The sequence below is a fragment of the Mesorhizobium sp. M1312 genome (assembly GCF_040318115.1).
In the GTDB taxonomy this organism is placed as follows: domain Bacteria; phylum Pseudomonadota; class Alphaproteobacteria; order Rhizobiales; family Rhizobiaceae; genus Mesorhizobium.
Genome location: NZ_JAMYLQ010000002.1, coordinates 322,115 through 345,362, shown reverse-complemented (window position 1 = coordinate 345,362; position 23,248 = coordinate 322,115). Strand labels below are relative to the sequence as shown.

At 63.5% G+C, this 23,248-nt stretch carries 19 protein-coding genes; all 19 read left to right on the top strand.

The annotated features are described in order from the left end of the window. Positions 1-286 precede the first annotated feature (286 nt). The 19 genes from mraZ (at position 287) to recN (ending at position 23,169) form a co-directional block, all read left to right on the top strand. On the top strand, positions 287-745 hold the full coding sequence (gene mraZ, locus NKH36_RS04385) for a division/cell wall cluster transcriptional repressor MraZ (protein ID WP_352960354.1): 459 nt from the start codon (positions 287-289) through the stop codon (positions 743-745). Next, entirely contained in the window at positions 742-1,773 is a 1,032-nt protein-coding gene (rsmH, locus tag NKH36_RS04380; RefSeq protein ID WP_352960352.1) for a 16S rRNA (cytosine(1402)-N(4))-methyltransferase RsmH, read from the top strand. Before mraZ ends, rsmH begins: the two co-directional genes overlap by 4 nt. Positions 1,774-1,777: 4 nt before the next feature. Next, positions 1,778-2,173, top strand: a complete 396-nt coding sequence (gene ftsL / locus NKH36_RS04375) for a cell division protein FtsL (RefSeq protein ID WP_352960350.1) — start codon at positions 1,778-1,780, stop codon at positions 2,171-2,173. Beyond that, positions 2,170-3,894 (top strand): peptidoglycan D,D-transpeptidase FtsI family protein, encoded by a 1,725-nt coding sequence (locus tag NKH36_RS04370; RefSeq protein WP_352960348.1) that lies wholly within the window; start codon positions 2,170-2,172, stop codon positions 3,892-3,894. The genes ftsL and NKH36_RS04370 overlap by 4 nt, the downstream gene beginning before the upstream one ends. A gap of 54 nt (positions 3,895-3,948) precedes the next feature. Further along, positions 3,949-5,403 (top strand): UDP-N-acetylmuramoyl-L-alanyl-D-glutamate--2,6-diaminopimelate ligase, encoded by a 1,455-nt coding sequence (locus tag NKH36_RS04365; protein WP_352960346.1) that lies wholly within the window; start codon positions 3,949-3,951, stop codon positions 5,401-5,403. Further along, entirely contained in the window at positions 5,400-6,833 is a 1,434-nt protein-coding gene (locus NKH36_RS04360) for a UDP-N-acetylmuramoylalanyl-D-glutamyl-2,6-diaminopimelate--D-alanyl-D-alanine ligase (RefSeq protein WP_352960344.1), read from the top strand. Before NKH36_RS04365 ends, NKH36_RS04360 begins: the two co-directional genes overlap by 4 nt. A 23-nt stretch (positions 6,834-6,856) precedes the next feature. Next, positions 6,857-7,939 carry a phospho-N-acetylmuramoyl-pentapeptide-transferase gene (gene mraY / locus NKH36_RS04355; RefSeq protein ID WP_352960342.1) on the top strand — a complete coding sequence of 361 codons (1,083 nt, stop codon included), beginning with the start codon at positions 6,857-6,859 and terminating at the stop codon, positions 7,937-7,939. An 8-nt stretch (positions 7,940-7,947) separates the two neighbouring features. After that, on the top strand, positions 7,948-9,351 hold the full coding sequence (gene murD / locus NKH36_RS04350; RefSeq protein WP_352960340.1) for a UDP-N-acetylmuramoyl-L-alanine--D-glutamate ligase: 1,404 nt from the start codon (positions 7,948-7,950) through the stop codon (positions 9,349-9,351). After that, positions 9,351-10,502: a putative lipid II flippase FtsW gene (gene ftsW, locus NKH36_RS04345; RefSeq protein ID WP_352960338.1), complete on the top strand. Its 1,152-nt coding sequence runs from the start codon at positions 9,351-9,353 to the stop codon at positions 10,500-10,502. The genes murD and ftsW overlap by 1 nt, the downstream gene beginning before the upstream one ends. Before the next feature lies 1 nt (position 10,503). Then, positions 10,504-11,631 carry an undecaprenyldiphospho-muramoylpentapeptide beta-N-acetylglucosaminyltransferase gene (gene murG, locus NKH36_RS04340; RefSeq protein WP_352960336.1) on the top strand — a complete coding sequence of 376 codons (1,128 nt, stop codon included), beginning with the start codon at positions 10,504-10,506 and terminating at the stop codon, positions 11,629-11,631. Beyond that, entirely contained in the window at positions 11,628-13,034 is a 1,407-nt protein-coding gene (gene murC / locus NKH36_RS04335) for a UDP-N-acetylmuramate--L-alanine ligase (protein WP_352960334.1), read from the top strand. Before murG ends, murC begins: the two co-directional genes overlap by 4 nt. Beyond that, positions 13,031-13,996: a UDP-N-acetylmuramate dehydrogenase gene (gene murB / locus NKH36_RS04330; protein WP_352960332.1), complete on the top strand. Its 966-nt coding sequence runs from the start codon at positions 13,031-13,033 to the stop codon at positions 13,994-13,996. Before murC ends, murB begins: the two co-directional genes overlap by 4 nt. Before the next feature lie 301 nt (positions 13,997-14,297). Then, positions 14,298-15,224 (top strand): D-alanine--D-alanine ligase, encoded by a 927-nt coding sequence (locus NKH36_RS04325; protein ID WP_352960330.1) that lies wholly within the window; start codon positions 14,298-14,300, stop codon positions 15,222-15,224. Beyond that, on the top strand, positions 15,212-16,153 hold the full coding sequence (locus tag NKH36_RS04320; RefSeq protein WP_352960328.1) for a cell division protein FtsQ/DivIB: 942 nt from the start codon (positions 15,212-15,214) through the stop codon (positions 16,151-16,153). Before NKH36_RS04325 ends, NKH36_RS04320 begins: the two co-directional genes overlap by 13 nt. Next, positions 16,150-17,457, top strand: coding sequence for a cell division protein FtsA (gene ftsA, locus NKH36_RS04315; protein WP_352960326.1), 1,308 nt, complete (start codon positions 16,150-16,152; stop codon positions 17,455-17,457). The genes NKH36_RS04320 and ftsA overlap by 4 nt, the downstream gene beginning before the upstream one ends. A 67-nt stretch (positions 17,458-17,524) precedes the next feature. Next, complete coding sequence (ftsZ, locus tag NKH36_RS04310) at positions 17,525-19,189, top strand: cell division protein FtsZ (RefSeq protein ID WP_352960324.1); 1,665 nt, start codon at positions 17,525-17,527, stop codon at positions 19,187-19,189. Between the two features lie 273 nt (positions 19,190-19,462). Continuing rightward, complete coding sequence (lpxC, locus tag NKH36_RS04305; protein ID WP_352960322.1) at positions 19,463-20,410, top strand: UDP-3-O-acyl-N-acetylglucosamine deacetylase; 948 nt, start codon at positions 19,463-19,465, stop codon at positions 20,408-20,410. 202 nt (positions 20,411-20,612) lie between these two features. Continuing rightward, positions 20,613-21,482 carry an outer membrane protein assembly factor BamD gene (locus NKH36_RS04300; protein WP_023798747.1) on the top strand — a complete coding sequence of 290 codons (870 nt, stop codon included), beginning with the start codon at positions 20,613-20,615 and terminating at the stop codon, positions 21,480-21,482. A 13-nt stretch (positions 21,483-21,495) separates the two neighbouring features. Beyond that, entirely contained in the window at positions 21,496-23,169 is a 1,674-nt protein-coding gene (recN, locus tag NKH36_RS04295) for a DNA repair protein RecN (RefSeq protein WP_352960320.1), read from the top strand. Positions 23,170-23,248: the final 79 nt, after the last annotated feature.

Sequence of the window (23,248 nt, the reverse complement as noted above, 5' to 3'; positions counted from 1 at the left end):
GATCATAAAGACGGGAGCGCCGTCAAAGCTGCTCTCATCGGTTGTGACGCGCGCGTTTGTGAAGCCTATTCCCGTTGACGCCCATATCGCCCCATGATATCCCATTTTAATATTCAAGCTTTCGTTCCGCGTCAGGGTGAAGCGTACGCCAATCGGGCAGCGGCGGCGGCTGCGCGATTGCCTGTTTTCGCCCGGAACGAAGTGAGTTTTGAGCCGGGACCGCGCCGCGGCGGCGCGGAGGGCAACATGCAGAGGGGTGCGGCGGCGCAAGCGGCCGTAACGCGTAATGGACCGGTTTCTGTCGAGCGCGGTGAACAGGATCGATGCGAAGGGGCGGGTGTCCGTTCCAGCGCATTTCCGTGCGGTTGTGCAGAAACGCGGCTATTCGGAACTCTATGCGCTGCGCTGCCTGGACCGTCCGGCGATGGATGTCGGCGGGCTCGACCTGCTCGACCGCTACGAGCAGCGCATCGCGCAGGAAGACCCCTTCCTGCAGACGGCGGACGACATGTCGTTCTTCTGCCATGGCGATGGAACATTTCTCAAGGTCGATCAGGACGGCCGCATCTCGATGACCGACTTCATCCGCGAGCACACCGGCATTTCCGCGGAAGCGGCGTTTGTCGGTCGCGGCAATTTCTTTCAGATCTGGGAACCTGGACGGCTCACCGCCTATGGGGCGGAAGCACGCGCCCGGCTTTTGCAGCTTCGGCAGGGGACGAAGCCTGGGGAGCGGCCGGAATGATGGCGGGCTACGGCGATGACCCTCACGCCGTTGGCGGACCGGCCCGTCACATTCCGGTCCTCCTTGCCGAAGTGCTGGGGGCGCTTTCGCCTAAAGCTGGCGATGTGATCATCGACGGCACCTTCGGCGCCGGCGGCTACACCAAAGCCATTCTGGCAAGCGGCGCCTCGGTCGTCGCCATAGACCGCGATCCGGATGCGATCGCTACGGGTCGTGTCCTCGAACAACAATCAGGTGGCAAGCTCAGGCTCGTTCAGGCGCCGTTCTCGACATTGGACGAGCATGTCGAAATTGCCGATGGCGTCGTGCTCGACATCGGCATCTCCTCAATGCAGATCGACCAGGCTGAGCGCGGTTTTTCGTTCCGCGCCGACGGACCCCTCGATATGCGTATGGCGCAGGCTGGCCTCAGCGCGGCCGACGTCGTCAACAGCTTCAAGGTGGGGGACCTTGCCCGCATCTTCGGGTTCCTTGGCGAAGAGCGCCATGCCGGCCGCATTGCCCGGATGATCGAAAGCCATCGCGAAAAACATCCGTTCGAGCGCACGCTCGACCTTGCCGATGCGGTCGAGACGCATATCGGCCGCGCGCCGAAGGACAAGATTCATCCGGCGACCCGCGTCTTCCAGGCGTTGCGGATTTTCGTCAATGACGAACTCGGCGAACTGGCCAAAGCGCTGTTTGCGGCTGAACGCGTGCTGAAACCGGGCGGACGGCTGGCCGTGGTGACGTTCCACTCACTGGAAGACCGCATCGTCAAACGCTTCATCGCCGATCGGGCCGATGCGGCGACCGGATCGCGGCACCTGCCCGAGGCACAAGCGCGCACCGCCACCTTCAAAAAGGTGGGTAGCGGCGTGACGCCCAACGAGGCCGAGATATCAGCCAATCCGCGCGCACGCTCAGCAAGGCTGCGCGCTGCGATCCGCACCGACGCACCGCCGCGGGCCGGCGACTTTGCGTTTTTCGGGCTTCCAAAACTTCCTGACCCAAAACTTCCCGGTGTCGTCCGGCCGGGAGAGAGGTGAGCACGTGTTTCGTACCAGCGACATAGTCCTGATCGCCGTGATGGTATCGGCTGCGGCCTTGACCTACAAGACCAAGCGCGAGGCCGAGGAGCAATTGGCTGCGGTGCACAAGATCCAGGCGCAGATCCGCTACGAGGAGGATACGATCGATCTCCTGAAGGCGGACTGGAGCCTGCTGACCCAGCCGTCGCGCCTGCAAAAGCTGGCCGAGATCTATAGATCGCAACTCGAGCTCGAGCCGGTCAGCGCCCGCCAGATCATCGGGCTGGACGATCTGCCGGCAAAACCCCTCACCATCGAGGACCTTTCGTCCGAGCCTCTGGGTGGCATGGCCGACAATTCTGGCAAAGGAACTTTGGGCGGCAAGGACCCTGTGGTCACCGGAGGCATCGTCCAATGATTCCCAGACTTCCATTGATCGCCAGACTGCTGACGCGCCCCGCCAAGCCGGAAGACGGATCGATTGTGGTCGAAGGCGCCCGCAAAGCGACCGGCGGCAAGGGCAGGACCCGCATCGTGATGACGATGGCGGTGTTCTTCGGCATCTATTCGATCATCACCGGGCGGCTAGTCTATCTTGGTTTCCAGAACCCCGACCTGTCCGGGGGTCCGCAGAGCCGGGTGACGGCGTCTCGGCCCGACATCGTCGACCGCAACGGCGAAGTTCTGGCGACGGACATCAAGACGGCGTCGCTATTTGCCGAACCGCGCCGCATTGTCGACGCCGACGAGGCGATCGAAAAACTGGCGACGGTGCTTCCCGAAATCGACTACGAACAGACCTACCATAAGCTGAAGAGCGGCGCCGGCTTCGTCTGGCTGCAGCGGCAACTGACGCCCAAGCAGCAATCGGATATCATGCAGCTCGGCATTCCCGGCTTCGGCTTCCGCACCGAAAAGCGCCGCTTCTATCCGGCCGGCGAAACCTCGTCCTACATTGTCGGGCTCACCAACATCGACAATCAGGGCATCTCCGGCATGGAGAAATACATCGACGAACAGGGGCTGAGCGACCTTCAGGCGTCGGGACTTGCCGTGGCCAAGGATCTGAAGCCGGTGCAGCTCTCGATCGACCTGCGCGTCCAGCATATCGTGCGTGACGAGGTCGCCACCGGTATGGAGAAATACCGCGCAATCGCAGCGGGCGCCGTCGTTCTCAACATCAAGACCGGCGAAGTGATGGCGATGGCCTCGGTTCCGGATTTCGATCCCAACAACCCGTACAATGCGCAGGACAAGGATCGCTTGAACCGCATGTCGGCCGGCCTTTACGAAATGGGTTCGACGTTGAAGAGCTTCACCACCGCCATGGCGCTCGATTCCGGCAAAGTGACGCTGGAAAGCCGTTTCGACGCTTCGCGCCCAATCAGGATCGGCCGCCAGACCATCCATGATTTTCACGGCAAGGCCCGGGTGCTGTCGGTGCCCGAAGTGTTCATCTACTCGTCCAACATCGGTTCGGCCAAGGAAGCCGAAGCGGTTGGCATCGAGGGGCACCGCGAATTCCTGCATCGCCTGGGCATCCTCGAGAAGATGCAGACGGAACTGCCTGAGGTCGCCCGCCCGACCGAGCCCAAAGTCTGGAAACAGGTCCATTCGATCACCATCGCCTTTGGTCACGGTGTGTCGACGACGCCGCTGCAGACGGCGGTCGGCTGTGCCGCGCTGGTGAACGGCGGCTATCTGATCCAGCCGACATTCCTGAGGCGCGCGCAGGAACAGGCGATGTCGGTGGCCAAGAAAGTTGTCAGCGACAAGACCTCCGATAGCATGCGCTATCTGTACGCACTGAACGCCGAGAAAGGCTCAGGCAGGAACGCCAGGGTTCCTGGTTATCGCGTCGGCGGCAAGACCGGAACGGCCGAGAAGGTTGTCAACGGCCGCTACTCAAAGGACAAGAATTTCAATGCCTTCGTCGCGGCTTTCCCGATGGACGATCCGCAATATATCGTGCTTACGATCGCCGACGAACCGAAGCCGGAAAAACCCGGCATGGGCGCGACGGCCGCCTCGAATGCTGGTGTCATGGCTGCAAACATTATCCGACGTTCGGCTTCCATGCTTGGCGTGAAGCCAGATTTCAGCCATGAAAATGGCGCAACGCTGGTTTCCTATCAGTGATTCTTAGGGCGCGCCGGCAACTGCGCGCTATTTTGTTGCTATGAACGGGGTTCGATGAAGCTGAAAGATCTAGCCGGTATCCTGCCTGTCGAGGGGACAGCTTCCTTCGATACGGAGGTTACCGGGATTTCGTCGGATTCCCGCCAGGTAGCACCGGGCGTGGTCTTCTTCGCACTCACTGGCACCAAGACCGATGGCGCGACCTATGCCGCCGATGCCGCCGAGCGCGGCGCAGTAGCGATCGTGGCTGGCAAGGGCAGCGCCGTCGCCGGACTGCCGGTGCCCCTTCTCGCCGTCGACGATTCGCGCCTTGCGCTCGCGCTGAGTGCCGCCCGCTACTTTGGCAGGCAGCCGCAAACCATGGTCGCGGTGACCGGTACCAGCGGCAAGACATCGGTTGCGGCTTTCATCAGGCAGATCTGGGAGCAGTCAGGCTTTGCCGCCGCCTCAATCGGCACAACCGGGGTGGTGGCGCCGGGCCGCAACGAATATGGCTCGCTGACCACCCCCGACCCGGTGGATCTGCACAGGCTGCTGAGGGAACTGGCGGATGCCGGCGTCACCCACGCATCGATGGAGGCCTCCAGCCACGGCCTCGACCAGCGCCGGCTCGACGGCGTGAAGCTCGCAGCCGGCGGGTTCACCAATCTCGGCCGGGACCACATGGACTATCATCCGACAGTCGAGGACTATCATCGCGCCAAGCTGCGCCTGTTCGACACGCTGCTGCCGAAGGGCGCGCCGGCCGTCATCTTTGCCGACGATCCGTGGTCGGAGCCGACGATCCAGGCGGCGAGGGCGGCAGGACTGGATGTGCTCACGGTCGGCCGCCATGGCGAGTTCCTGAGACTGAAGCGGGTCGAGCACGAGCGCCACCGCCAGCGCGCCGAGGTGGAAGTCGATGGCGTTCTCCACGAGATCGGCCTGCCGCTGGCCGGCGATTTCCAGATCGCCAATGCCCTGGTTTCGGCGGGCCTCGCCATCTCCACTGGAACGCCTGCCGCCAAAGCCCTGATGGCATTGGCGAAATTGAAGGGCGCGCCGGGTCGGCTCGACCTCGTTGGGACAACATCCCATGGTGCGCCGGTCTATGTCGATTATGCGCACAAGCCGGACGCGCTGGAAAACGTGCTGGCGTCGGTGCGGCCGTTTACCACCGGCCGCGTCATCATCGTGTTCGGCTGTGGCGGCGACCGCGACCGCGGCAAGCGTCCGATCATGGGTGAAATCGCCACGCGGCTCGCCGATGTCGTTATCGTCACCGATGACAATCCGCGTTCGGAAGTGCCTGAAACGATCCGTGCCGCGATCCTTGCCGCTGCCCCCGGCGCTATCGAGATTGGCGATCGGCGCAAGGCGATCCACGAGGCAGTCGCCATGCTCCATGCCGGCGACACGCTGATCGTGGCCGGCAAGGGGCATGAGGAAGGCCAGACCATCGGCGCCGAGACGCTGCATTTTTCCGACCATGAGGAAGTCCGCGCCGCGCTTCAGGAGCGCGCCGCATGAGCTTTCTGTGGACCTCCGAGGATCTCGTCGCCGCCATGGGCGGGCGACCGCTCGGTCTGATGCCGGAGGGTATTAGCGGTATCTCGATCGACAGCCGCAGCCTCGAGCCGGGCGATGCTTTCTTCGCCATCAAGGGCGAGACGATGGACGGCCACGATTTCGCGACCGCCGCCATCAAGGCCGGCGCCGGCGTGCTGATCGTCGCCGAGGGCAAGCTGCCGTCGCTCGGGCGGCTGACGGCGCCGATGATCGTCGTGCAAGATGTGCTGGCCGCACTGGAAAAGCTCGGGCAGGCCGCCCGCGCGCGCTCGAACGCCAAGATCATCGCTGTGACCGGTTCGGCGGGCAAGACCACCACCAAGGAAGCGCTGCGCCATGTGCTGTCCGCGGTCGGCAAGGTGCACGCATCGGCCCAGTCCTTCAACAACCACTGGGGCGTCCCGCTGACGCTGGCGCGGATGCCGGTGGATTGCGACTATGCCGTGTTCGAGATCGGCATGAACCATCCCGACGAGATCCGGCCGCTGGTCAAGATGGTCCGGCCGCATGTCGCCATCATCACGCTGATCGCCGCGGCACATCTTGGCTTCTTCCGCAATCTGGACGAGATCGCCAAGGCCAAGGCCGAGATTTTCGAAGGGCTGGAACCGAACGGCGCCGTTCTTCTCAATCGCGACGATCCGCGCTGGAAGCTTCTGGACAAGATGGCGAGAGCCGCCGGTGTCGAGCACATTTACGGGTTTGGCGAGAATGTCCGTGCGACCTTCAAACTGCTCAAATGTGCGCTGCATGCCGATCATTCGGTCATCACTGCCAAGATCGGCGGACAGGAAATCACCGCCAGGGTAGGCGCGCCGGGCCGCCACATGGTGCAAAATGTGCTGGCCGTGCTGGGCGCTGCGCATCTGGTGGGCGCCGACATCGCCAGGGTGGCGCTGGCGCTGGCCGATCTTTCGGCCGAACGCGGACGCGGCAAGCGCCACGTGCTGCGTCACCCGAAAGGTCCGATCACGCTGATCGACGAGAGCTACAACGCCAATCCGGCGTCGATGAGCGCTGCAATGGCGCTGCTCAACGCGACGCCGGTGTCGGGCGAAGGCAGGCGCATCGCGGTGCTCGGCGACATGCTCGAACTCGGCGACCATTCGGCGAAGCTGCATGCAGCCCTTGCCGATCCCATCGTCGGCACAGACACGCGCACGGTCTTTCTCGCCGGCCCGGAAATGCGGGCGCTGGCCGATATCTTGCCTGATGAGATCGAGGTGGAGTATCGCGCCGGCGCAGAGGATCTGAAACTGGTGCTTCTGTCGGCGCTGAAGCCCGGCGACGTGGTGATGATCAAATCGTCGAAAGGCATCGGGTTTTCCAAGTTGGTCGACGCACTGCTCAGCAAATTTCCGGCTGTAGCCACAACCGCCAAACAGACCTAGAGCCGGGTCCGGGGGCCGATCGCATGTTCACACTGCTCGTCGAATTCGCGGACAAGATCTCGGTCTTCAACGTCTTTCGCTACATAACCTTCCGTACCGGCGGCGCGCTGATCACCGCGGCGCTGATCGTCTTCATCTTCGGACCGGCTATCATCAATTCGCTGAGGCTGCGGCAAGGCAAGGGCCAGCCGATCCGCGCCGATGGCCCGCAGACGCATTTCAAGAAAGCCGGCACGCCGACAATGGGCGGGCTGATGATCCTGTGCGGCATCATCGGCTCGTCGCTTTTGTGGGCAAACCTGTCCAGCATCTATGTCTGGGTGGTGCTGCTGGTGACCCTGGGTTTCGGCTCGATCGGCCTCTACGACGATTATCTCAAGGTGACGAAGCAATCGCATCTCGGCTTTTCCGGCAAGGCGCGGCTGGCGCTTGAATTCGTCATCTCCGGCATCGCCGCCTGGGTGATCATGCACAATGGCCAGGCGCCGTTCTCGTCGTCGCTAACCTTCCCTTTCGCCAAGGAGTTCCTCGTCAATCTCGGCTGGTTCTTCATCCCGTTCTCGTGCTTCGTCATCGTCGGCGCCGGCAATGCGGTGAACCTGACCGATGGTCTCGACGGGCTGGCGATCGTGCCGATCATGATCGCGGCGGCGTCCTTCGGCGTCATCGCCTACCTGTCCGGCAATGCGGTGTTCGCCGAATATCTGCAGATCCATTTCGTGCCGGGCACCGGCGAATTGGCGGTGGTCCTCGGCGCGGTGATCGGCGCCGGCCTCGGCTTTCTGTGGTTCAACGCACCGCCGGCGGCGATCTTCATGGGCGATACCGGCTCGCTGGCCTTGGGCGGCCTGATCGGCACGGTCGCGGTTGCCACCAAGCACGAGATCGTGCTGGTCATCGTCGGCGGCCTGTTCGTCGTCGAGATCCTGTCGGTCATCATCCAGGTCGGCTACTTCAAGATGACCGGCAAGCGGGTGTTCCTGATGGCGCCGATCCACCATCATTTCGAGAAGCTCGGCTGGACCGAAAGCCAGGTGGTGATCCGCTTCTGGATCATCGCCGTCATCCTGGCGCTGGTCGGCCTGTCGACCCTCAAGCTCCGATAGGAGGTCGCTTGATCCCCGCCGCATCTTTCGCAGGCAAGCGCGTTTCGCTCTTCGGGCTCGGCGGCTCGGGGATCGCCACTGCGCGCGCGTTGATCGAGGGCGGGGCGGACGTGCTCGCCTGGGACGACAACCCCGGCAGTGTCGCCAATGCCGCGGCCGTCGGTATCGCGACCGGCGATCTGCGCGGCGCAGACTGGGCGAAGTTCTCGGCCTTCGTGCTGTCGCCCGGCGTGCCGCTGACGCATCCGAAGCCGCACTGGACAGTGGAGCTGGCGCGCGCTTCAGGCGTCGAGATCATCGGCGACATCGAGCTGTTCTGCCGGCAGCGGACCTTGCTGGCGCCGGCAGCACCCTTCATCGCCATCACCGGCACCAACGGCAAATCGACGACGACGGCGCTGACGGCGCATATCCTGAAATCGGCCGGACGCGACACGCAGATGGGCGGCAATATCGGCCGCGCGGTGATGACGCTCGATCCGCCGGAACCCGGGCGGCACTACGTCGTGGAATGCTCGTCCTACCAGATAGACCTGGCGCCCTCGATCAATCCGACCGCCGGCGTCCTGCTCAACCTGACGCCCGATCATCTCGACCGTCATGGCACGATGCAGCACTACGCCGCGATCAAGGAGCGGCTGGCGGCCGGCAGCGAGACGGCAATCGTCGGTGTCGACGATTCCTGGTGCGCCCAACTCGCCGACCGGCTGGAACGGGCAGGCCGGCACGTCATCCGCATTTCCAAGCGCCTGCCATTGACCGACGGCTATTTCGCCGACGGCACCAATCTGATGGAGGCGGTGCATGGCCGTTACAGCCGCGTTGCCTTTCTCGAAGGCATCGGCTCGCTGCGCGGCCAGCACAATGCGCAGAATGCGTTGGCCGCGATCGCCGCCTGCCTCAAGGTCGGGCTCGAGCTGGGCGAGATCCAATCGGGGCTGGAAAGCTTTCCCGGGCTGGCGCACCGTATGGAGCAGGTCGGCCGCAGGGGCCATGTGCTGTTCATCAACGATTCCAAGGCGACCAATGCCGATGCGGCAGCGCCCGCATTGTCCAGCTTTCCGCGCATTTACTGGATCGCCGGCGGGTTGCCGAAAGAGGGTGGTATCGAGCCGTTACGCGGCCTCTTTCCGCGCATCGCCAAGGCCTATCTGATCGGTGAGGCCGCACCAGTCTTCTCGGCGACGCTCGGCGAGGCGGTCCCTTACGAGATCTCCGGTACGCTGGCCGCAGCAGTCGAGCATGCCGCAAGCGACGCGGCCAGGGATGATCACAACGGCGAGGTGGTGGTGCTGCTTTCACCGGCCTGCGCCAGTTTCGACCAGTTCAAGAATTTCGAAGTGCGCGGCGAAGCCTTCAGGCAAGCTGCGAGCAGTGTTGATGGCGTGAAGCTCATCGGAGGGGCACGATAATGCAAAGCCGTCTCGACAAAAGCCCGGTTGCCACGTGGTGGTGGACGATCGATCGATGGTTCCTGGCTGCGTTCCTGTCGCTGATGGGACTCGGCATCGTACTGTCCTTCGCGGCAAGCCCGGCGGTGGCCCAGCGCATCGGCCTGGACAGTTTCCACTTCGCCACACGGCAGATCATCTTCACCATTCCTGCACTTGGCGTGATGCTGGCCGTCTCCTTCCTGGAATCGCGGCAGATCAGACGCATGGCCCTGGCGATGCTGTGCATCATGCTGGTGCTGATGGTGGCGGTGCTCTATATAGGCGTCGAGGTGAAGGGCGCGCGGCGCTGGGTGTCGCTCGCCGGCGTGTCGATCCAGCCGTCGGAATTCCTGAAGCCGGCCTTCGTCGTCATCTGCGCCTGGCTGTTTGCCGAACACAAGCGCCAGCCCGATATTCCAGGCAATCTGTTCGCCATGCTGCTTCTGGCCCTCGTCATTTCGCTGCTGGTGGCGCAGCCTGATTTCGGCCAGACAATGCTGGTGCTCGGCACCTGGGGGGTGATGTTCTTCATGGCCGGACTGCCATGGCTGTGGATCATCGCGCTGGGCGCTGCCGGCATCGGCGGCGTGTTCGCCGCCTATACGGTGTTCCCGCATGTCGCCGGCCGCATCGATCGCTTCATGACCGGCGAGGGCGATACGTTCCAGGTCGACATGGGCCGCGATGCGCTGATCAACGGCGGCTGGTTCGGCGTCGGACCGGGCGAGGGCACCGTCAAGCGGGTCATACCCGACAGCCATGCCGATTTCGTCTTCTCAGTGGCCGGCGAGGAGTTCGGACTGATCATGTGCTTCTTCATCATGACCATCTTCGCCTTCATCGTGCTGCGCGGCCTCAGCACCGCGCTCAAGGAGCAGGACGATTTCACACGCTATGCGGTTGGCGGCCTGGTCACGGTCTTCGGTCTGCAGTCGGTCATCAACATGGCCGTCAATCTGCAGCTGATGCCGGCCAAGGGCATGACCTTGCCGTTCATCTCCTATGGTGGCTCCTCGCAGATCGCCATCGCAATCTCGATGGGCATGGTGCTGGCGCTGACGCGCAAGCGGCCGGAAAAGCGCAAGCAGTTGGGCTTTGCACCATCGCAGCGCGCCATGCCGGCGGAGTGAAATGTCGAAGGGCTCGATCCTTCTGGCGGCCGGCGGCACGGGCGGGCACCTCTTCCCGGCCGAGGCGCTGGCGCATGAGCTGATCAGGCGCGGCTGGACGGTGCATCTCGCCACCGATGATCGGGCCGAACGTTTTGCCGGCCAGTTTCCGGCCGCAGGCATCCATTCGATCCAGTCGGCGACCATCGGCTCGAAAAATCCCTTCGCCGTGCTCGCCGCCTTCTGGAAAATCTGGGGTGGCGTGCGGCAGGCATCTGCCGTCGTCGGCCGGATCAAGCCAGCCGTCGTGGTCGGTTTCGGCGGCTATCCGACGCTGCCGCCGCTCTATGCGGCGACGCGTCGCAACGTGCCGACGCTGATCCACGAGCAGAACGCGGTGATGGGGCGCGCCAACCGGGCGCTCGCCGGCCGTGTCGATGCCATCGCCGGTGGGTTCTTGCCGGAAGATTCAAGCGCTGCAGGCGCCAAGACGGTGACGACAGGCAACCCGGTCAGGCCGCAAGTGCTTGAGGCAGCAAAGACGCCCTATGCGGTGTCGATTGGGAACCAGCCGTTCCGGTTCCTGGTGTTCGGCGGCAGCCAGGGCGCACAGTTCTTTTCCGATGCCTTGCCGGCGGCGGTAGCGCAGCTTTCCGACGCACAACGCAAGCGCCTGTTGATCACCCAGCAGGCCCGCGCTGACGATGTCGAGCGGGTGAAGGCGGCCTATGCCGCCCTTGGCGTCGAGGCTGAGGTATCGCCCTTCTTCACCGACATGGCGGCGCGCATGGCTGCGGCGCATCTGGTTATGTCCCGGTCCGGCGCATCGACCGTATCTGAAATCGCGGTGATCGGCCGGCCGGCGCTGCTGGTGCCCTATCCACACGCGCTCGACCACGACCAGGCGGCCAATGCCGCGGCATTGGCGGCGGCAGGTGGCGCCGAAGTGCATCCGCAATTCTCGCTCTCGCCCGAGCGCATCGCTGCGCTCGTCGGCGCGTTGATGGACAATACGAAGCGGCTGACCACAATGGCAGCGGCGGCGAAATCGGCCGGAAAACCGGACGCGGCACGGTTGCTCGCCGATCTGACAGAGGCTATTGCGTCGAAGAAAAGCGTATCGGAATTCAGGAAGGAGACGCACGCATGAAGATGCCGCAGACGATCGGCCTCGTGCATTTCATCGGCATCGGCGGTATCGGCATGAGCGGCATCGCCGAGGTGCTGCACAATCTCGGCTATAAGGTGCAAGGGTCCGACCAGGCCGACAGCGCCAATGTGCAGCGGCTGCGCGACAAGGGCATCGAGTGCTTTGTCGGTCATCATGCCGACAATATCGGCGATGCCGAGGTGGTTGTCGTCTCGACGGCGATCAAGAAATCCAATCCGGAGCTGAAGGCGGCGCGCGAGAAACTGCTTCCCGTCGTCCGTCGTGCCGAGATGCTGGCCGAACTGATGCGCTTCCGGCAGGCGGTGGCCATCGGCGGCACGCATGGCAAGACGACGACGACCTCGATGGTGGCGACGCTGCTCGAAGCCGGCGGGCTCGATCCGACCGTGATCAATGGCGGCATCATCAATGCCTACGGCACCAACGCCCGCATGGGCGACGGCGAATGGATGGTGGTCGAAGCTGATGAGAGCGACGGCACCTTCCTGAAGCTGCCGGCCGAGATTGCCGTCGTCACCAACATCGATCCCGAGCATCTCGATCATTACGGCTCCTTCGACAAGGTACGCGAGGCCTTTCGCCAGTTCGTCGAGAACGTCCCGTTCTACGGCTTCGGCGTCATGTGCACCGACCATCCGGAAGTGCAGGCGCTGGTCAGCCGCATCGAGGACCGTCGCGTCATCACTTATGGCGAGAACGCGCAGGCCGACGTGCGTTTCACCAATCACCGCATGGACGGTCCGATCTCGGAATTCGACGTGGTAATCCGCGACCGCAAGAGCCGCGGCCAGTCGACCATATCAGGCCTGCGCCTGCCGATGCCCGGCCGTCACAACGTCTCCAACGCGACCGCGGCGATCGCGGTGGCGCATGAGCTCGGTCTTTCGGCCGAGGCGATCAGGAAGGGCCTGTCGTCCTTCGCCGGCGTCAAGCGGCGCTTCACCCGTACCGGTTCGTGGAACGGCGTCGATGTATTCGACGATTACGGCCACCATCCGGTCGAGATCACGGCGGTTCTGAGGGCGGCGCGCGATGCCACCAAGGGCCGCGTCATCGCCATTGCCCAGCCGCACCGCTTCACCCGGCTGCATGATCTGTTCGGCGAGTTTTCCGTCTGCTTCAACGACGCCGACACGGTGATGGTGGCGCCGGTCTATGCGGCAGGCGAAGAGCCGATCGACGGGGTAACGTCCGAGGCATTGGTGTCGCGCATCCGCTCCGGCGGCCATCGCGACGCGCGCTACATCGAAGGCCCCGCGGCGATTGCGCCGGTTATCCGCGATCTGGCGAAACCAGGCGATTTCATCGTCTTTCTTGGTGCCGGCAACATCACGCAATGGGCCTACGCGCTGCCCAAGGAACTCGGCGGTACCGCCTCATGATGCGCGGTCAGGCATTGATCGACAAGCTTGGCGGCCGGCTTGCCGGCCTGCGCGGCCGCATCACGGCCAATGCCGAGATGGACAAGATCACCTGGTTCCGCGCCGGCGGACTGGCCGACGCGCTGTTCCAGCCGGCTGACGAGGACGATCTCGCCGCGTTCCTGAGAGCGGTACCCGAAGAGATACCGCTGACCATCGTCGGCGTCGGCTCGAACCTGCTTGTCCGCGACGGTGGCATTACTGGATTCGTCATCCGGCTTTCGGCCAAGGGCTTTGGCGAAGCCGAAGTGATTGCGCCGACCGCGATCAAGGCGGGCGCCGCCACGCCCGACAAGCGCCTTGCCGCTGTCGCCTATCAGGCTGGTATAGGCGGCTTTGAATTTTACCATGGCATTCCGGGTGCCATCGGCGGTGCGCTGAGGATGAACGCCGGCGCCAATGGCGTCGAGACGCGCGCGCGCGTCGTCGAGGTGCGGTCGCTCGATCGTAAGGGCAATGTGCATACGCTGAGCAACGCCGATATGGGCTACGCCTATCGCCATTCGGCAGCCCCTGCCGGGCTGATCTTCACATCAGCTGTCCTTGAAGGGGTTTTGGCAGACAAGGCCGCGATCAAGGCGGCAATGGACGCCGTCCAGCACCATCGCGAGACCGTGCAGCCGATCCGCGAAAAGACCGGCGGCTCGACCTTCAAGAATCCGGAGGGCACCTCGGCCTGGAACGAGATCGACAGGGCGGGCTGCCGGGGGCTGATGATCGGCGGCGCGCAGATGTCGCCGATGCATTGCAACTTCATGATCAACACGGGAACCGCGACCGGCTACGACCTTGAATATCTCGGCGAGACGGTGCGCGCGCGTGTGCTTGAAAAGTCGGGCATCCGGCTGCATTGGGAAATCAAGCGCATCGGCAATTTCCGGCCGGGGCACGAGGTCCAGGAATTCCTCGGACAGTTGCTCTAAAGACTCACAACACAGTTTTCGCTGCCCTTTTTGCCGAAAGTGAATCTCTCGGAATTGTAAGCACTTGCCAGCGATTCAACTCTCTGATTCTCTGGCCTGAAGCGTTTCCTGATTTGAGTCGTTTCGACGCGTCACCAGCGTTTTTTCGTCAGGGGCAACCTGCCGGGAGACTCGAGGACTCAATGTTGCGGAAATCATGAGAGCAGGGACTGCTCCGAGCGTTTGAGTGTGTGGCCCTTTTCGGGCATGTGAGATGCAGACCCGCCGTGAAAGGGCCCGCCGTGAGAGGGAATGACGGGAAATGAAAAGCAAGCACGTGGCCGTCCTTCTGGGTGGATTCTCGTCCGAGCGGCCCGTGTCTTTGTCTTCGGGGAAAGCCTGTGCTGATGCGCTCGAGAAGGAAGGTTACCAGGTCACTCGCGTCGACGTCTCGCGCGATGTTGGATCGGTGCTGGCTGAGATCAAGCCGGATGTTGCCTTCAATGCGCTGCATGGCCCTTTCGGCGAGGACGGCACCATCCAGGGCATCCTCGAATATCTTGCCATCCCCTACACCCATTCCGGCGTGCTCGGCTCGGCGCTTGCCATGAACAAGGAACAAGCCAAGAAGATCGCCAAGACTGTCGGCATCCCGGTTGCCGAATCGAAGGTGGTCAATCGCTTCGCCATCCAGAACAAGCACCCGATAAAGCCGCCCTATGTCGTCAAGCCGGTCAATGAGGGGTCGAGCTTCGGCGTCGTCATTGTGCACGAAGGTCAGTCGCATCCGCCGCAGGTCATCGGTTCGTCCGACTGGAAGTATGGCGATACCGTCATGGTGGAGCGCTATGTGCACGGGCGGGAATTGACCTGCGCGGTAATGGGCGACGTGGCGCTCGGCGTCTGCGAAATCATCCCGACCGGCCATTCCTTCTACGACTATGATTCAAAATACGTTGCGGGCGGATCAAAACACGAATGCCCTGCAAAAATTTCACCGAATATTTACCAAAAAATACAGACACTGACGCTCAAGGCTCACCAAGCTATCGGTTGCCGGGGCGTTTCCCGGTCGGACTTCCGTTATGATGATCGACACTCCGAGAACGGCGAAATTGTCTGGCTCGAGATCAACACTCAGCCGGGCATGACGCCGACATCCTTGGTGCCTGAAATCGCCGCGCAGGCGGGACACTCGTTCGGCGATTTGTTGAGTTGGATGGTGGAGGACGCTTCGTGTCTGCGTTGAAGTGGGGACAGGGCAAGGGAAAGGGCGCGGCCGGGCCGAAGCTGTTCGGCGTGTCGTTGTCGTTCGACCATTTCGTGCTGCCGCGTCTGCTTCGCCGGCCGGCGCGCGTGCTGGCGCGCCTGGGCGAGGGCGATTTCGAGGTGCCGCCGTTTTCCGCAGCCATGCTGTCGGCGGCGCTGCTCGTATCGGGCAGTGCCTATGGCGCCTACCTCGGCGGACATGTCGACGGCATCGTCCAGGGCATCACCGCCCGCACCGGCTTTGCCGTCGACCAGATCAAGGTCGTCGGCAACCGCTCAACCTCCGAGATCGATATTCTCGACAGGATGCAGCTCGATGGCTGGACGTCGCTGATCGGCTTCGATGCCGAAGCCGCGCGGGGCCGCATCGCCACGCTGCCCTGGGTCGAGGTTGCCGGGGTGCGCAAGGTCTATCCGCACACGCTTGAGGTGCGCATCGAGGAGCGTGAGCCTTTTGCGCTCTGGCAGCAGGGCAGCGAGCTTTCCGTCATCGAGCAGTCCGGCGTCGTGATCGCGCCATTCTCCGGCGGCAAGCAGTCGCTGCTGCCGCTGATTGTGGGCACCGGCGCACCGGCCAAGGCGCCGGATTTCCTGGCCAGGATCAAGAAATATCCAGAGCTTGCTGCACGGATCAAAGGCTACATCCGCATCGGCGAACGGCGTTGGGACCTGAAGCTGGAAAACGGCATCACGGTCAAGCTTCCCGAGGATGGCGAGGACCAGGCGATCGCCGATCTGGTCAGGATGGACCGAGAGAACGGGCTGCTGACGCGCGATATCGCCGCCGTCGACATGCGGCTTTCCGATCGCCTCGTCGTCCAGTTGACGCCCGAGGCGGCGACGCAGCGTCAGGCCGCGCTCAATGAAAAGCCGAAAATGCCGAAGCGCAAGCCGGAGACGAAGATATGAGCTGGCTTGGCGGCAACAGCGATGCCTCGTCGCGCCGGTCCGGCATCATGACGGTGCTGGATGTCGGTTCGAGCAAGGTCTGCTGCGTGGTGGCCAAGCTCAAGCCGCGCGAGGACGGCATGCTGCTGCGCGGGCGCTCGCATCGCATCCAGGTGATCGGCATCGGCCACCAGAAATCGCAAGGCGTGAAATCGGGTGTCGTCATCGATCTCGACAGGGCCGAGCACGCCATCCGCCTTGCCGTCGATGCCGCCGAGCGCATGGCCGGGCTGACCGTCGATTCTCTGATCGTCAACATGACGGCCGGCCGGCTGAAGAGTGAAAGCTTCTCGGCAACCATCAACCTCGGCGGCCATGAGGCCGACGAGGCCGACATCAAGCGTGTGCTTGCCGCCGGCGCCAAGCAGGCGCTGCGAGCCGAGCGCGAGGTGATCCATTCGCTTCCCGTCGGATTTTCGCTGGACGCCGAGCGCGGCGTGCGTGATCCGCGCGGCATGGTCGGCGACCAGCTTGGCGTCGACATGCATGTGCTCACGGGTGATGCGGCACCCTTGCGCAATCTGGAGCTTTGCATCAACCGTTCACACCTCTCGGTCGAGCGCATGGTGGCGACGCCCTATGCCAGCGGACTTGCCGCACTGGTCGACGACGAACTCGAAATGGGCGCGGCCTGCATCGACATGGGTGGCGGCACCACGACGATCTCGGTGTTTTCGGAAGGCAAGTTCGTCCATGGCGACGCCATCGCCATCGGCGGCAATCACGTCACGCTGGACATGGCCAAGGGCCTGTCGACCTCGCTCGACGCCGCCGAGAGGCTGAAAGTGATGCATGGCTCGGCGCTGCCCGGCAGTGCGGACGACCGCGATCTGGTCTCGATACAGCCGATCGGCGAGGATGGCGAGATGCCGCTGCAGATACCGCGTTCGGTGATGACACGCATCATCCGGGCGCGCATCGACGAGACGCTCGAACTGTTGCGTGACCGGCTGAACAGGTCCGGCTACGGCAACGCCGTCGGCAAGCGCGTCGTGCTGACCGGCGGCGCCAGCCAGCTTTCCGGCCTGCCGGAGGCGGCACGCCGTATTCTCGGACGCAATGTGCGCATCGGCCGTCCGCTCGGCGTGGCGGGCCTGCCCGAGGCGGCCAAGGGACCGGCTTTCTCGACGCCGGTCGGGCTTCTGATCTATCCGCAAATGGCGAACTTCGAGAGCCATCCGGCGAAAGGAATTTCTGGTCTCAGGATGACCGGAACGGGCGGAAAACTGCATCGAATGAGTCAGTGGTTGAGAGACAGTTTTTAAATTGACGGGGACAGCCCCATAGGCGGCCGCAGCGGCGAAGCGGCGGGAAAGGCAAAGGACGGAGACAATGACCATCAATCTGCAGAAGCCGGATATCACCGAGCTCAAGCCGCGTATCACCGTGTTCGGTGTCGGCGGCGGCGGCGGCAATGCCGTCAACAACATGATCACCGCCGGCTTGCGCGGCGTCGAGTTCGTGGTCGCCAATACCGACGCGCAGGCGCTGACCATGTCCAAGTCGGACCGCCTGATCCAACTCGGCGCGCATGTCACCGAGGGCCTGGGTGCGGGATCGCAACCGGAAGTCGGGCGCGCGGCGGCGGAGGAATGCATCGACGAGATCGTCGACCACCTCTCCAATACCCATATGTGCTTCGTCACTGCCGGCATGGGCGGCGGCACCGGCACGGGGGCCGCGCCGGTCGTTGCACGTGCTGCGCGTGAGAAGGGGATTCTCACCGTCGGCGTCGTAACCAAGCCATTCCATTTCGAAGGCCAGCGCCGCATGAAGACGGCGGATCTGGGCATCGAGGAATTGCAGAAATGCGTCGACACCCTCATCGTCATCCCCAACCAGAACCTGTTCCGGCTGGCCAATGACAAGACGACCTTCGCCGATGCTTTCGCCATGGCCGACCAGGTGCTCTATTCCGGCGTCGCCTGCATCACCGACCTGATGGTCAAGGAAGGGCTGATCAACCTCGACTTCGCCGACGTCCGCTCGGTCATGCGCGAGATGGGCAAGGCGATGATGGGGACGGGTGAGGCTTCCGGCGAGGGCCGCGCAATGGCTGCCGCTGAAGCCGCGATTGCCAACCCGCTGCTCGACGAGACCTCGATGAAGGGCGCCAAGGGCCTGCTGATCTCGATCACCGGCGGCCGCGACCTGACCCTGTTCGAAGTGGACGAGGCGGCGACCCGCATTCGCCAGGAGGTCGACCAGGAAGCCAACATCATTCTGGGTGCGACGTTCGACGAGGATCTCGAAGGCGTCATCCGCGTTTCGGTGGTTGCTACCGGCATCGACAAATCGGCGGCTGAAATCGCCGCCGCGCCGATCGCCATCCGCACGGCTCCGCCAAAGCCGGTCAGCCGCCCGGCCGCTCCGGTCACGGAAAGCCGTCCGGCGCCTGTCCAGCAGGGAGGCTACGAGCCACGCGCCGTCGATCCTGTAGCCGAGGCGATCCAGCTTGCCGAGGCGAATGCCGCGGCGATGGCGCGTCCCGCGCCGGCTGCCCATGCGGAAGATTTCCGCCCGCAGAGCAAGATCTTCCAGGCGCCGCCGGCCCAGCCGCAGCCGATGGCGCAGCCAATGGTTCAGCAAGCGATGCAGCCCGCGCCGCAGCGTGAAATGCTTCAGCCGGCAGCCGCAGCGCCACAGCGCATGCCGCGCGTCGAGGACTTTCCGCCGGTGGTGAAAGCCGAAGTGGAAGCCAAAAGCCGTCCGGCCGACCACGAGAGCAGCGGACCGATGGGACTGCTCAAGCGCCTGACGAACGGCCTTACCCGCCGCGAAGAGGAGCCTGCACGGCTGCAGCCGGCGCAGCCGCGCGAGCCGAAACTGCGCCAGGCGGCACCCGAAGTGCGCCGCCTTGCCAGCCAGGATCCGCAGCTTTACGCGCCACGCCGCGGCCAGTTGGACGACCAGGGCCGGCTGACGCCGCAGAGCAGGACTGTCCAGGAGGACGATCAGCTGGAGATTCCGGCATTCCTGCGCCGCCAGGCCAACTGACCTGTTAACGGTCCGTAACAGTTGTTAACAGGCAGACAAGAAATTGTTTGCCTGTTAATGTTAAAAGCGCTTGTAAAACAGGGAGTTACGAGACCGTATCCGCTGCGGATCGCGGTTACAGAGAGTAAGAAACCGTGATTTGGAGACTTCCTGCTGGACCACTATCTTCGCCGCGATCAATTTCGGTTTGCTGGGATTCGGGGAAGTGACCCTGCCTGCCGATCAAAGAGCCGCGCCCTTGGGCTAATGAAGCGGACGTAGGCGGTTTGGGCTATGGGGTTTGTTTTGCACGACTATCAGACGACACTTAGATCGCGTGCGACGCTGACCGGCACCGGCGTTCACAGCGGCAATCCCGTTACGGTTCATTTCGTGCCGGCAGACGCTGATACGGGTGTCGTGTTCCAGCTTTCGAATGGAAGCGAGGACCGCGAGTTCCGTGCGCTCGTTTCCGAGGTCGGCGCAACCGATCTCTGCACCATGCTCGGCGATCCGGCAGGCGAGCACATCGCCACAGTCGAACATCTGATGGCTACGGTTTTCGGGCTCGGCATCGACAATCTCGTTATCGAGATCGACGGCCATGAGGTTCCGATCCTTGACGGCAGCGCCATGGCGTTCGTGGAGGCCATCGACCAGGCGGGCATCGGTACGCTGCCGGTCAAGCGCCGCTACATCCGTGTGGTCAAGCCGGTTCGCATCGAGAACGGTGCCTCCTGGGCGGAGTTCAGGCCCTATGACGGCACGCGCTTCGAAATCGAGATCGATTTCGAAAGCCCTGCGATCGGTCGTCAGCTCTTCGCATCCGATATGAACGCCGACGTTTTCCGGCGCGATATCGCGCGGGCCCGCACCTTCGGTTTCATGAAGGACGTCGAGCGGCTGTGGGCAGCGGGCTATGCGCTCGGCTCCTCGCTGGAAAACTCCCTGGTGATCGGCGACGACAACCGTGTGATCAACATGGGAGGCTTGCGCTATCCCAACGAGTTCGTGCGCCACAAAACGATGGACGCCATGGGTGATCTGGCGCTGGCCGGCGCCCGGTTCATTGGCTGCTTCCGTTCCTATCGCGGCGGCCACAGGCTGAATGCGGCAGCGCTGCGCCGCCTTTTGTCGGACCGTTCGGCGTTCGAGATCGTCGAGACGACACGCCGCGAGCGCGGTCGTACCGCCGAGATGAGCGCCGTCTATGCGCCTGTGTACGCGCCCTGGATGATCTGATTCTTAACGTTTTCGGGTTTTATGGCCGCCGGCCTGTGTTGCATGAATGCACCATTGGCCGGCGAAATCACGCAAGTGTGCGGGCTGCGCCAGGCTGCCACAAAAATGTGCGATTGGCCGGAGATAGCGTTGCCGGGCACGGCGATTATGGTTATGCCTGCTGCCGACGACTGAAATGACGCCGAAAGGGCGGAATCCAATCATGTTCTTCAAGCGAATTGGTCAATCGAAAGCGCCGCATCGGGCTGTTTTCCTGGCGCTTTCGGTGGTTGTTCCATCGCTGTTCCTGTCGGCCTGCATGTCGTCCGAGAAGGATGTCGACCTGTCGACCTATGTCGAGCAGACCGAGCCGGCCGACGTCCTCTACAATCAGGGCCTCGCCAATCTGAATGCCGGGCGCCTGCAGGAGGCGAGCCGCAAATTCAGTGCGGTCGACCGCCAGCATCCCTATTCCGAATACGCCCGCAAATCGATGGTGATGGGCGCCTTTGCCGACTATCGCCAGGGCAACTATACCGAGGCGATCGGTTCGGCTAAGCGCTATCTCACGCTCTATCCGTCGACCGACGACGCTGCCTATGCTCAGTACATCATCGGGCTGAGCTACTACCGGCAAATCAGAGATGTCACCCAGGACCAGAAGGAAGCGCGCCAGACCGTGCAGACGATGCAGGATCTGGTGACGCGCTGGCCCGATTCCGAATATGTCGACGACGCCAAGGAAAAGATCCGCTTCGCCAACGACCAGCTCGCCGGCAAGGAGATGCAGATCGGCCGCTACTATCTCGAGCGCCGTGAATACATCGCCGCCGTCAAACGGTTCCGCGTCGTTGTGGAAACCTATTCCAACACGCGCCATGTCGAAGAAGCGCTCGCGCGCCTTACCGAAACCTATTATGCCATGGGGCTGACATCGGAAGCGCAGACTGCCGCTGCTGTACTCGGCACCAACTATCCCGACAGCGTGTGGTACAAGGATTCCTACAAGCTCCTGCAGACTGGTGGGCTCGAGCCGCGCGAGAATGCCGGCTCGTGGATCGCCAAGGCCGGGAAGCTGATCACCGGCGCCTGAGCGGCGCGTCACCATGCTTTCCAGACTGTCGATCCGCGACATCGTTCTGATCGAGAAGCTGGACATCGACTTCTCGTCCGGTCTTTCGGTGCTGACCGGCGAAACCGGCGCCGGAAAATCCATTCTGCTCGACGCGTTGTCGCTGGCGCTTGGCGCCCGCGGTGACGCCTCGCTGGTGCGGCATGGCGCAGCACAGGGCCAGGTCATCGCCGTGTTCGACGTGCCGCGCAACCATCCTGCCCGCATGCTGCTTGCAGACAATGCTATCGAGGACGATGGCGACATCATTCTGCGCCGCGTCCAGACGGCGGATGGCCGTACCCGCGTCTTCGTCAACGACCAGCCTTCCAGCGCGACATTGATGCGTGACGTCGGTCACGCGCTGGTTGAGATCCACGGCCAGCATGACGAGCGTGCCCTGGTCGATCCCGGCGCCCATCGCGAACTACTGGACAGCTTCGGCGGTCATCTTGGTGCTGTCCGGGCGACCGGCGAGGCATGGCGGCACTGGCGGGCCTGCGAACAGGAACTTTCGCGACATCGCGCCAAGGTGGAGGCGGCGGCCCGCGAGGCCGACTATCTGCGCGCCGCGGTCGCCGAATTGACGAAGCTCGATCCCCAGCCCGGCGAGGAAGCCGACCTGGCCGAATTGCGCGCCTCGATGATGCGGGCGGAAAAGATCGCCTCGGAAATCCACGACGCACAAGATGTGCTCTCGGGCCCGTCCTCGCCCTTGCCGCAACTCGCCAGTCTGTTGCGGCGGCTGCAGCGCAAGGTGACCGAGGAGCCCGGCCTGCTCGACGACGTGGTCAAATCGCTCGATGAGGCGATGCTGTCGCTCGACGCGGCGCAATCGGGCGTGGAAGCGGCACTTCGCGCCGCCGAATACGATCCGCGGCGGCTGGAACAGGCCGAGGAGCGGCTGTTTTCGCTGCGCGCCGCCTCACGCAAGCACAGTGTGGCGGTCGACGATCTGGCGCAATTGCGCGACACGATGGCCGCCGATCTCGCCGATCTCGACGCCGGCGAGGAGCGCTTGCACGGGCTGGAGAAGCAAGCCGCCGCGGCACGCGAGACCTACGACATTTCCGCAGCACAGCTTTCGTCCCTTCGCCATGCGGCGGCGGTCGGATTGACCAAGGCGGTGATGGCCGAACTGCCGGCACTGAAGCTCGAACGGGCCGCGTTCATCGTCGAGATGGAAAGTGAGGCCGAGAGCCGCATGGAAGATGGCATCGATCAGGTCGAGTTCTGGGTGCGCACCAATCCCGGCACAAGACCGGGCCCGATGATGAAAGTCGCCTCCGGTGGCGAACTTTCGCGGTTCCTGCTGGCGCTGAAGGTGGCGCTGGCCGACCGTGGCTCGGCGCCGACCCTGGTCTTCGATGAAATCGACACCGGCGTTGGCGGTGCGGTGGCGGACGCCATTGGCCAAAGGCTGGCGCGGCTGTCGAAGCGCGTGCAGGTGCTTTCGGTTACGCACGCGCCGCAAGTGGCGGCACGCGCGGCGACGCATTTCCTGATCTCCAAATCCGGCGGGGCCGACCGTGTCGCCACCGGTATCGCCGAGATGGACCGGGCGGCGCGGCAGGAAGAGATCGCGCGGATGCTGGCCGGAGCGACCATCACCGACGAGGCACGCGCGGCGGCCGAGCGCCTGCTGCGAGAGAACACAACCGCGGCATAGCGGAGCTCATGTTTGGCGTTGTGGATGGAGTCAGGATGCGGCTCCATGCTGCTGTTCCGGAATGATTTTCTCGAGGCTT

Bases quoted from the DNA above. Each gene is read 5' to 3' on its own strand.
- murB (WP_352960332.1), top strand. From the start codon at position 13,031: ATGATGCGCGGTCAGGCATTGATCGACAAGCTTGGCGGCCGGCTTGCC.
- murC (WP_352960334.1), top strand. From the start codon at position 11,628: ATGAAGATGCCGCAGACGATCGGCCTCGTGCATTTCATCGGCATCGGC.
- NKH36_RS04325 (WP_352960330.1), top strand. From the start codon at position 14,298: ATGAAAAGCAAGCACGTGGCCGTCCTTCTGGGTGGATTCTCGTCCGAG.
- rsmH (WP_352960352.1), top strand. From the start codon at position 742: ATGATGGCGGGCTACGGCGATGACCCTCACGCCGTTGGCGGACCGGCC.
- NKH36_RS04300 (WP_023798747.1), top strand. From the start codon at position 20,613: ATGTTCTTCAAGCGAATTGGTCAATCGAAAGCGCCGCATCGGGCTGTT.
- murG (WP_352960336.1), top strand. From the start codon at position 10,504: ATGTCGAAGGGCTCGATCCTTCTGGCGGCCGGCGGCACGGGCGGGCAC.
- ftsW (WP_352960338.1), top strand. From the start codon at position 9,351: ATGCAAAGCCGTCTCGACAAAAGCCCGGTTGCCACGTGGTGGTGGACG.
- ftsZ (WP_352960324.1), top strand. From the start codon at position 17,525: ATGACCATCAATCTGCAGAAGCCGGATATCACCGAGCTCAAGCCGCGT.
- ftsA (WP_352960326.1), top strand. From the start codon at position 16,150: ATGAGCTGGCTTGGCGGCAACAGCGATGCCTCGTCGCGCCGGTCCGGC.
- NKH36_RS04370 (WP_352960348.1), top strand. From the start codon at position 2,170: ATGATTCCCAGACTTCCATTGATCGCCAGACTGCTGACGCGCCCCGCC.
- mraZ (WP_352960354.1), top strand. From the start codon at position 287: ATGGACCGGTTTCTGTCGAGCGCGGTGAACAGGATCGATGCGAAGGGG.
- NKH36_RS04365 (WP_352960346.1), top strand. From the start codon at position 3,949: ATGAAGCTGAAAGATCTAGCCGGTATCCTGCCTGTCGAGGGGACAGCT.
- recN (WP_352960320.1), top strand. From the start codon at position 21,496: ATGCTTTCCAGACTGTCGATCCGCGACATCGTTCTGATCGAGAAGCTG.
- NKH36_RS04360 (WP_352960344.1), top strand. From the start codon at position 5,400: ATGAGCTTTCTGTGGACCTCCGAGGATCTCGTCGCCGCCATGGGCGGG.
- lpxC (WP_352960322.1), top strand. From the start codon at position 19,463: ATGGGGTTTGTTTTGCACGACTATCAGACGACACTTAGATCGCGTGCG.
- mraY (WP_352960342.1), top strand. From the start codon at position 6,857: ATGTTCACACTGCTCGTCGAATTCGCGGACAAGATCTCGGTCTTCAAC.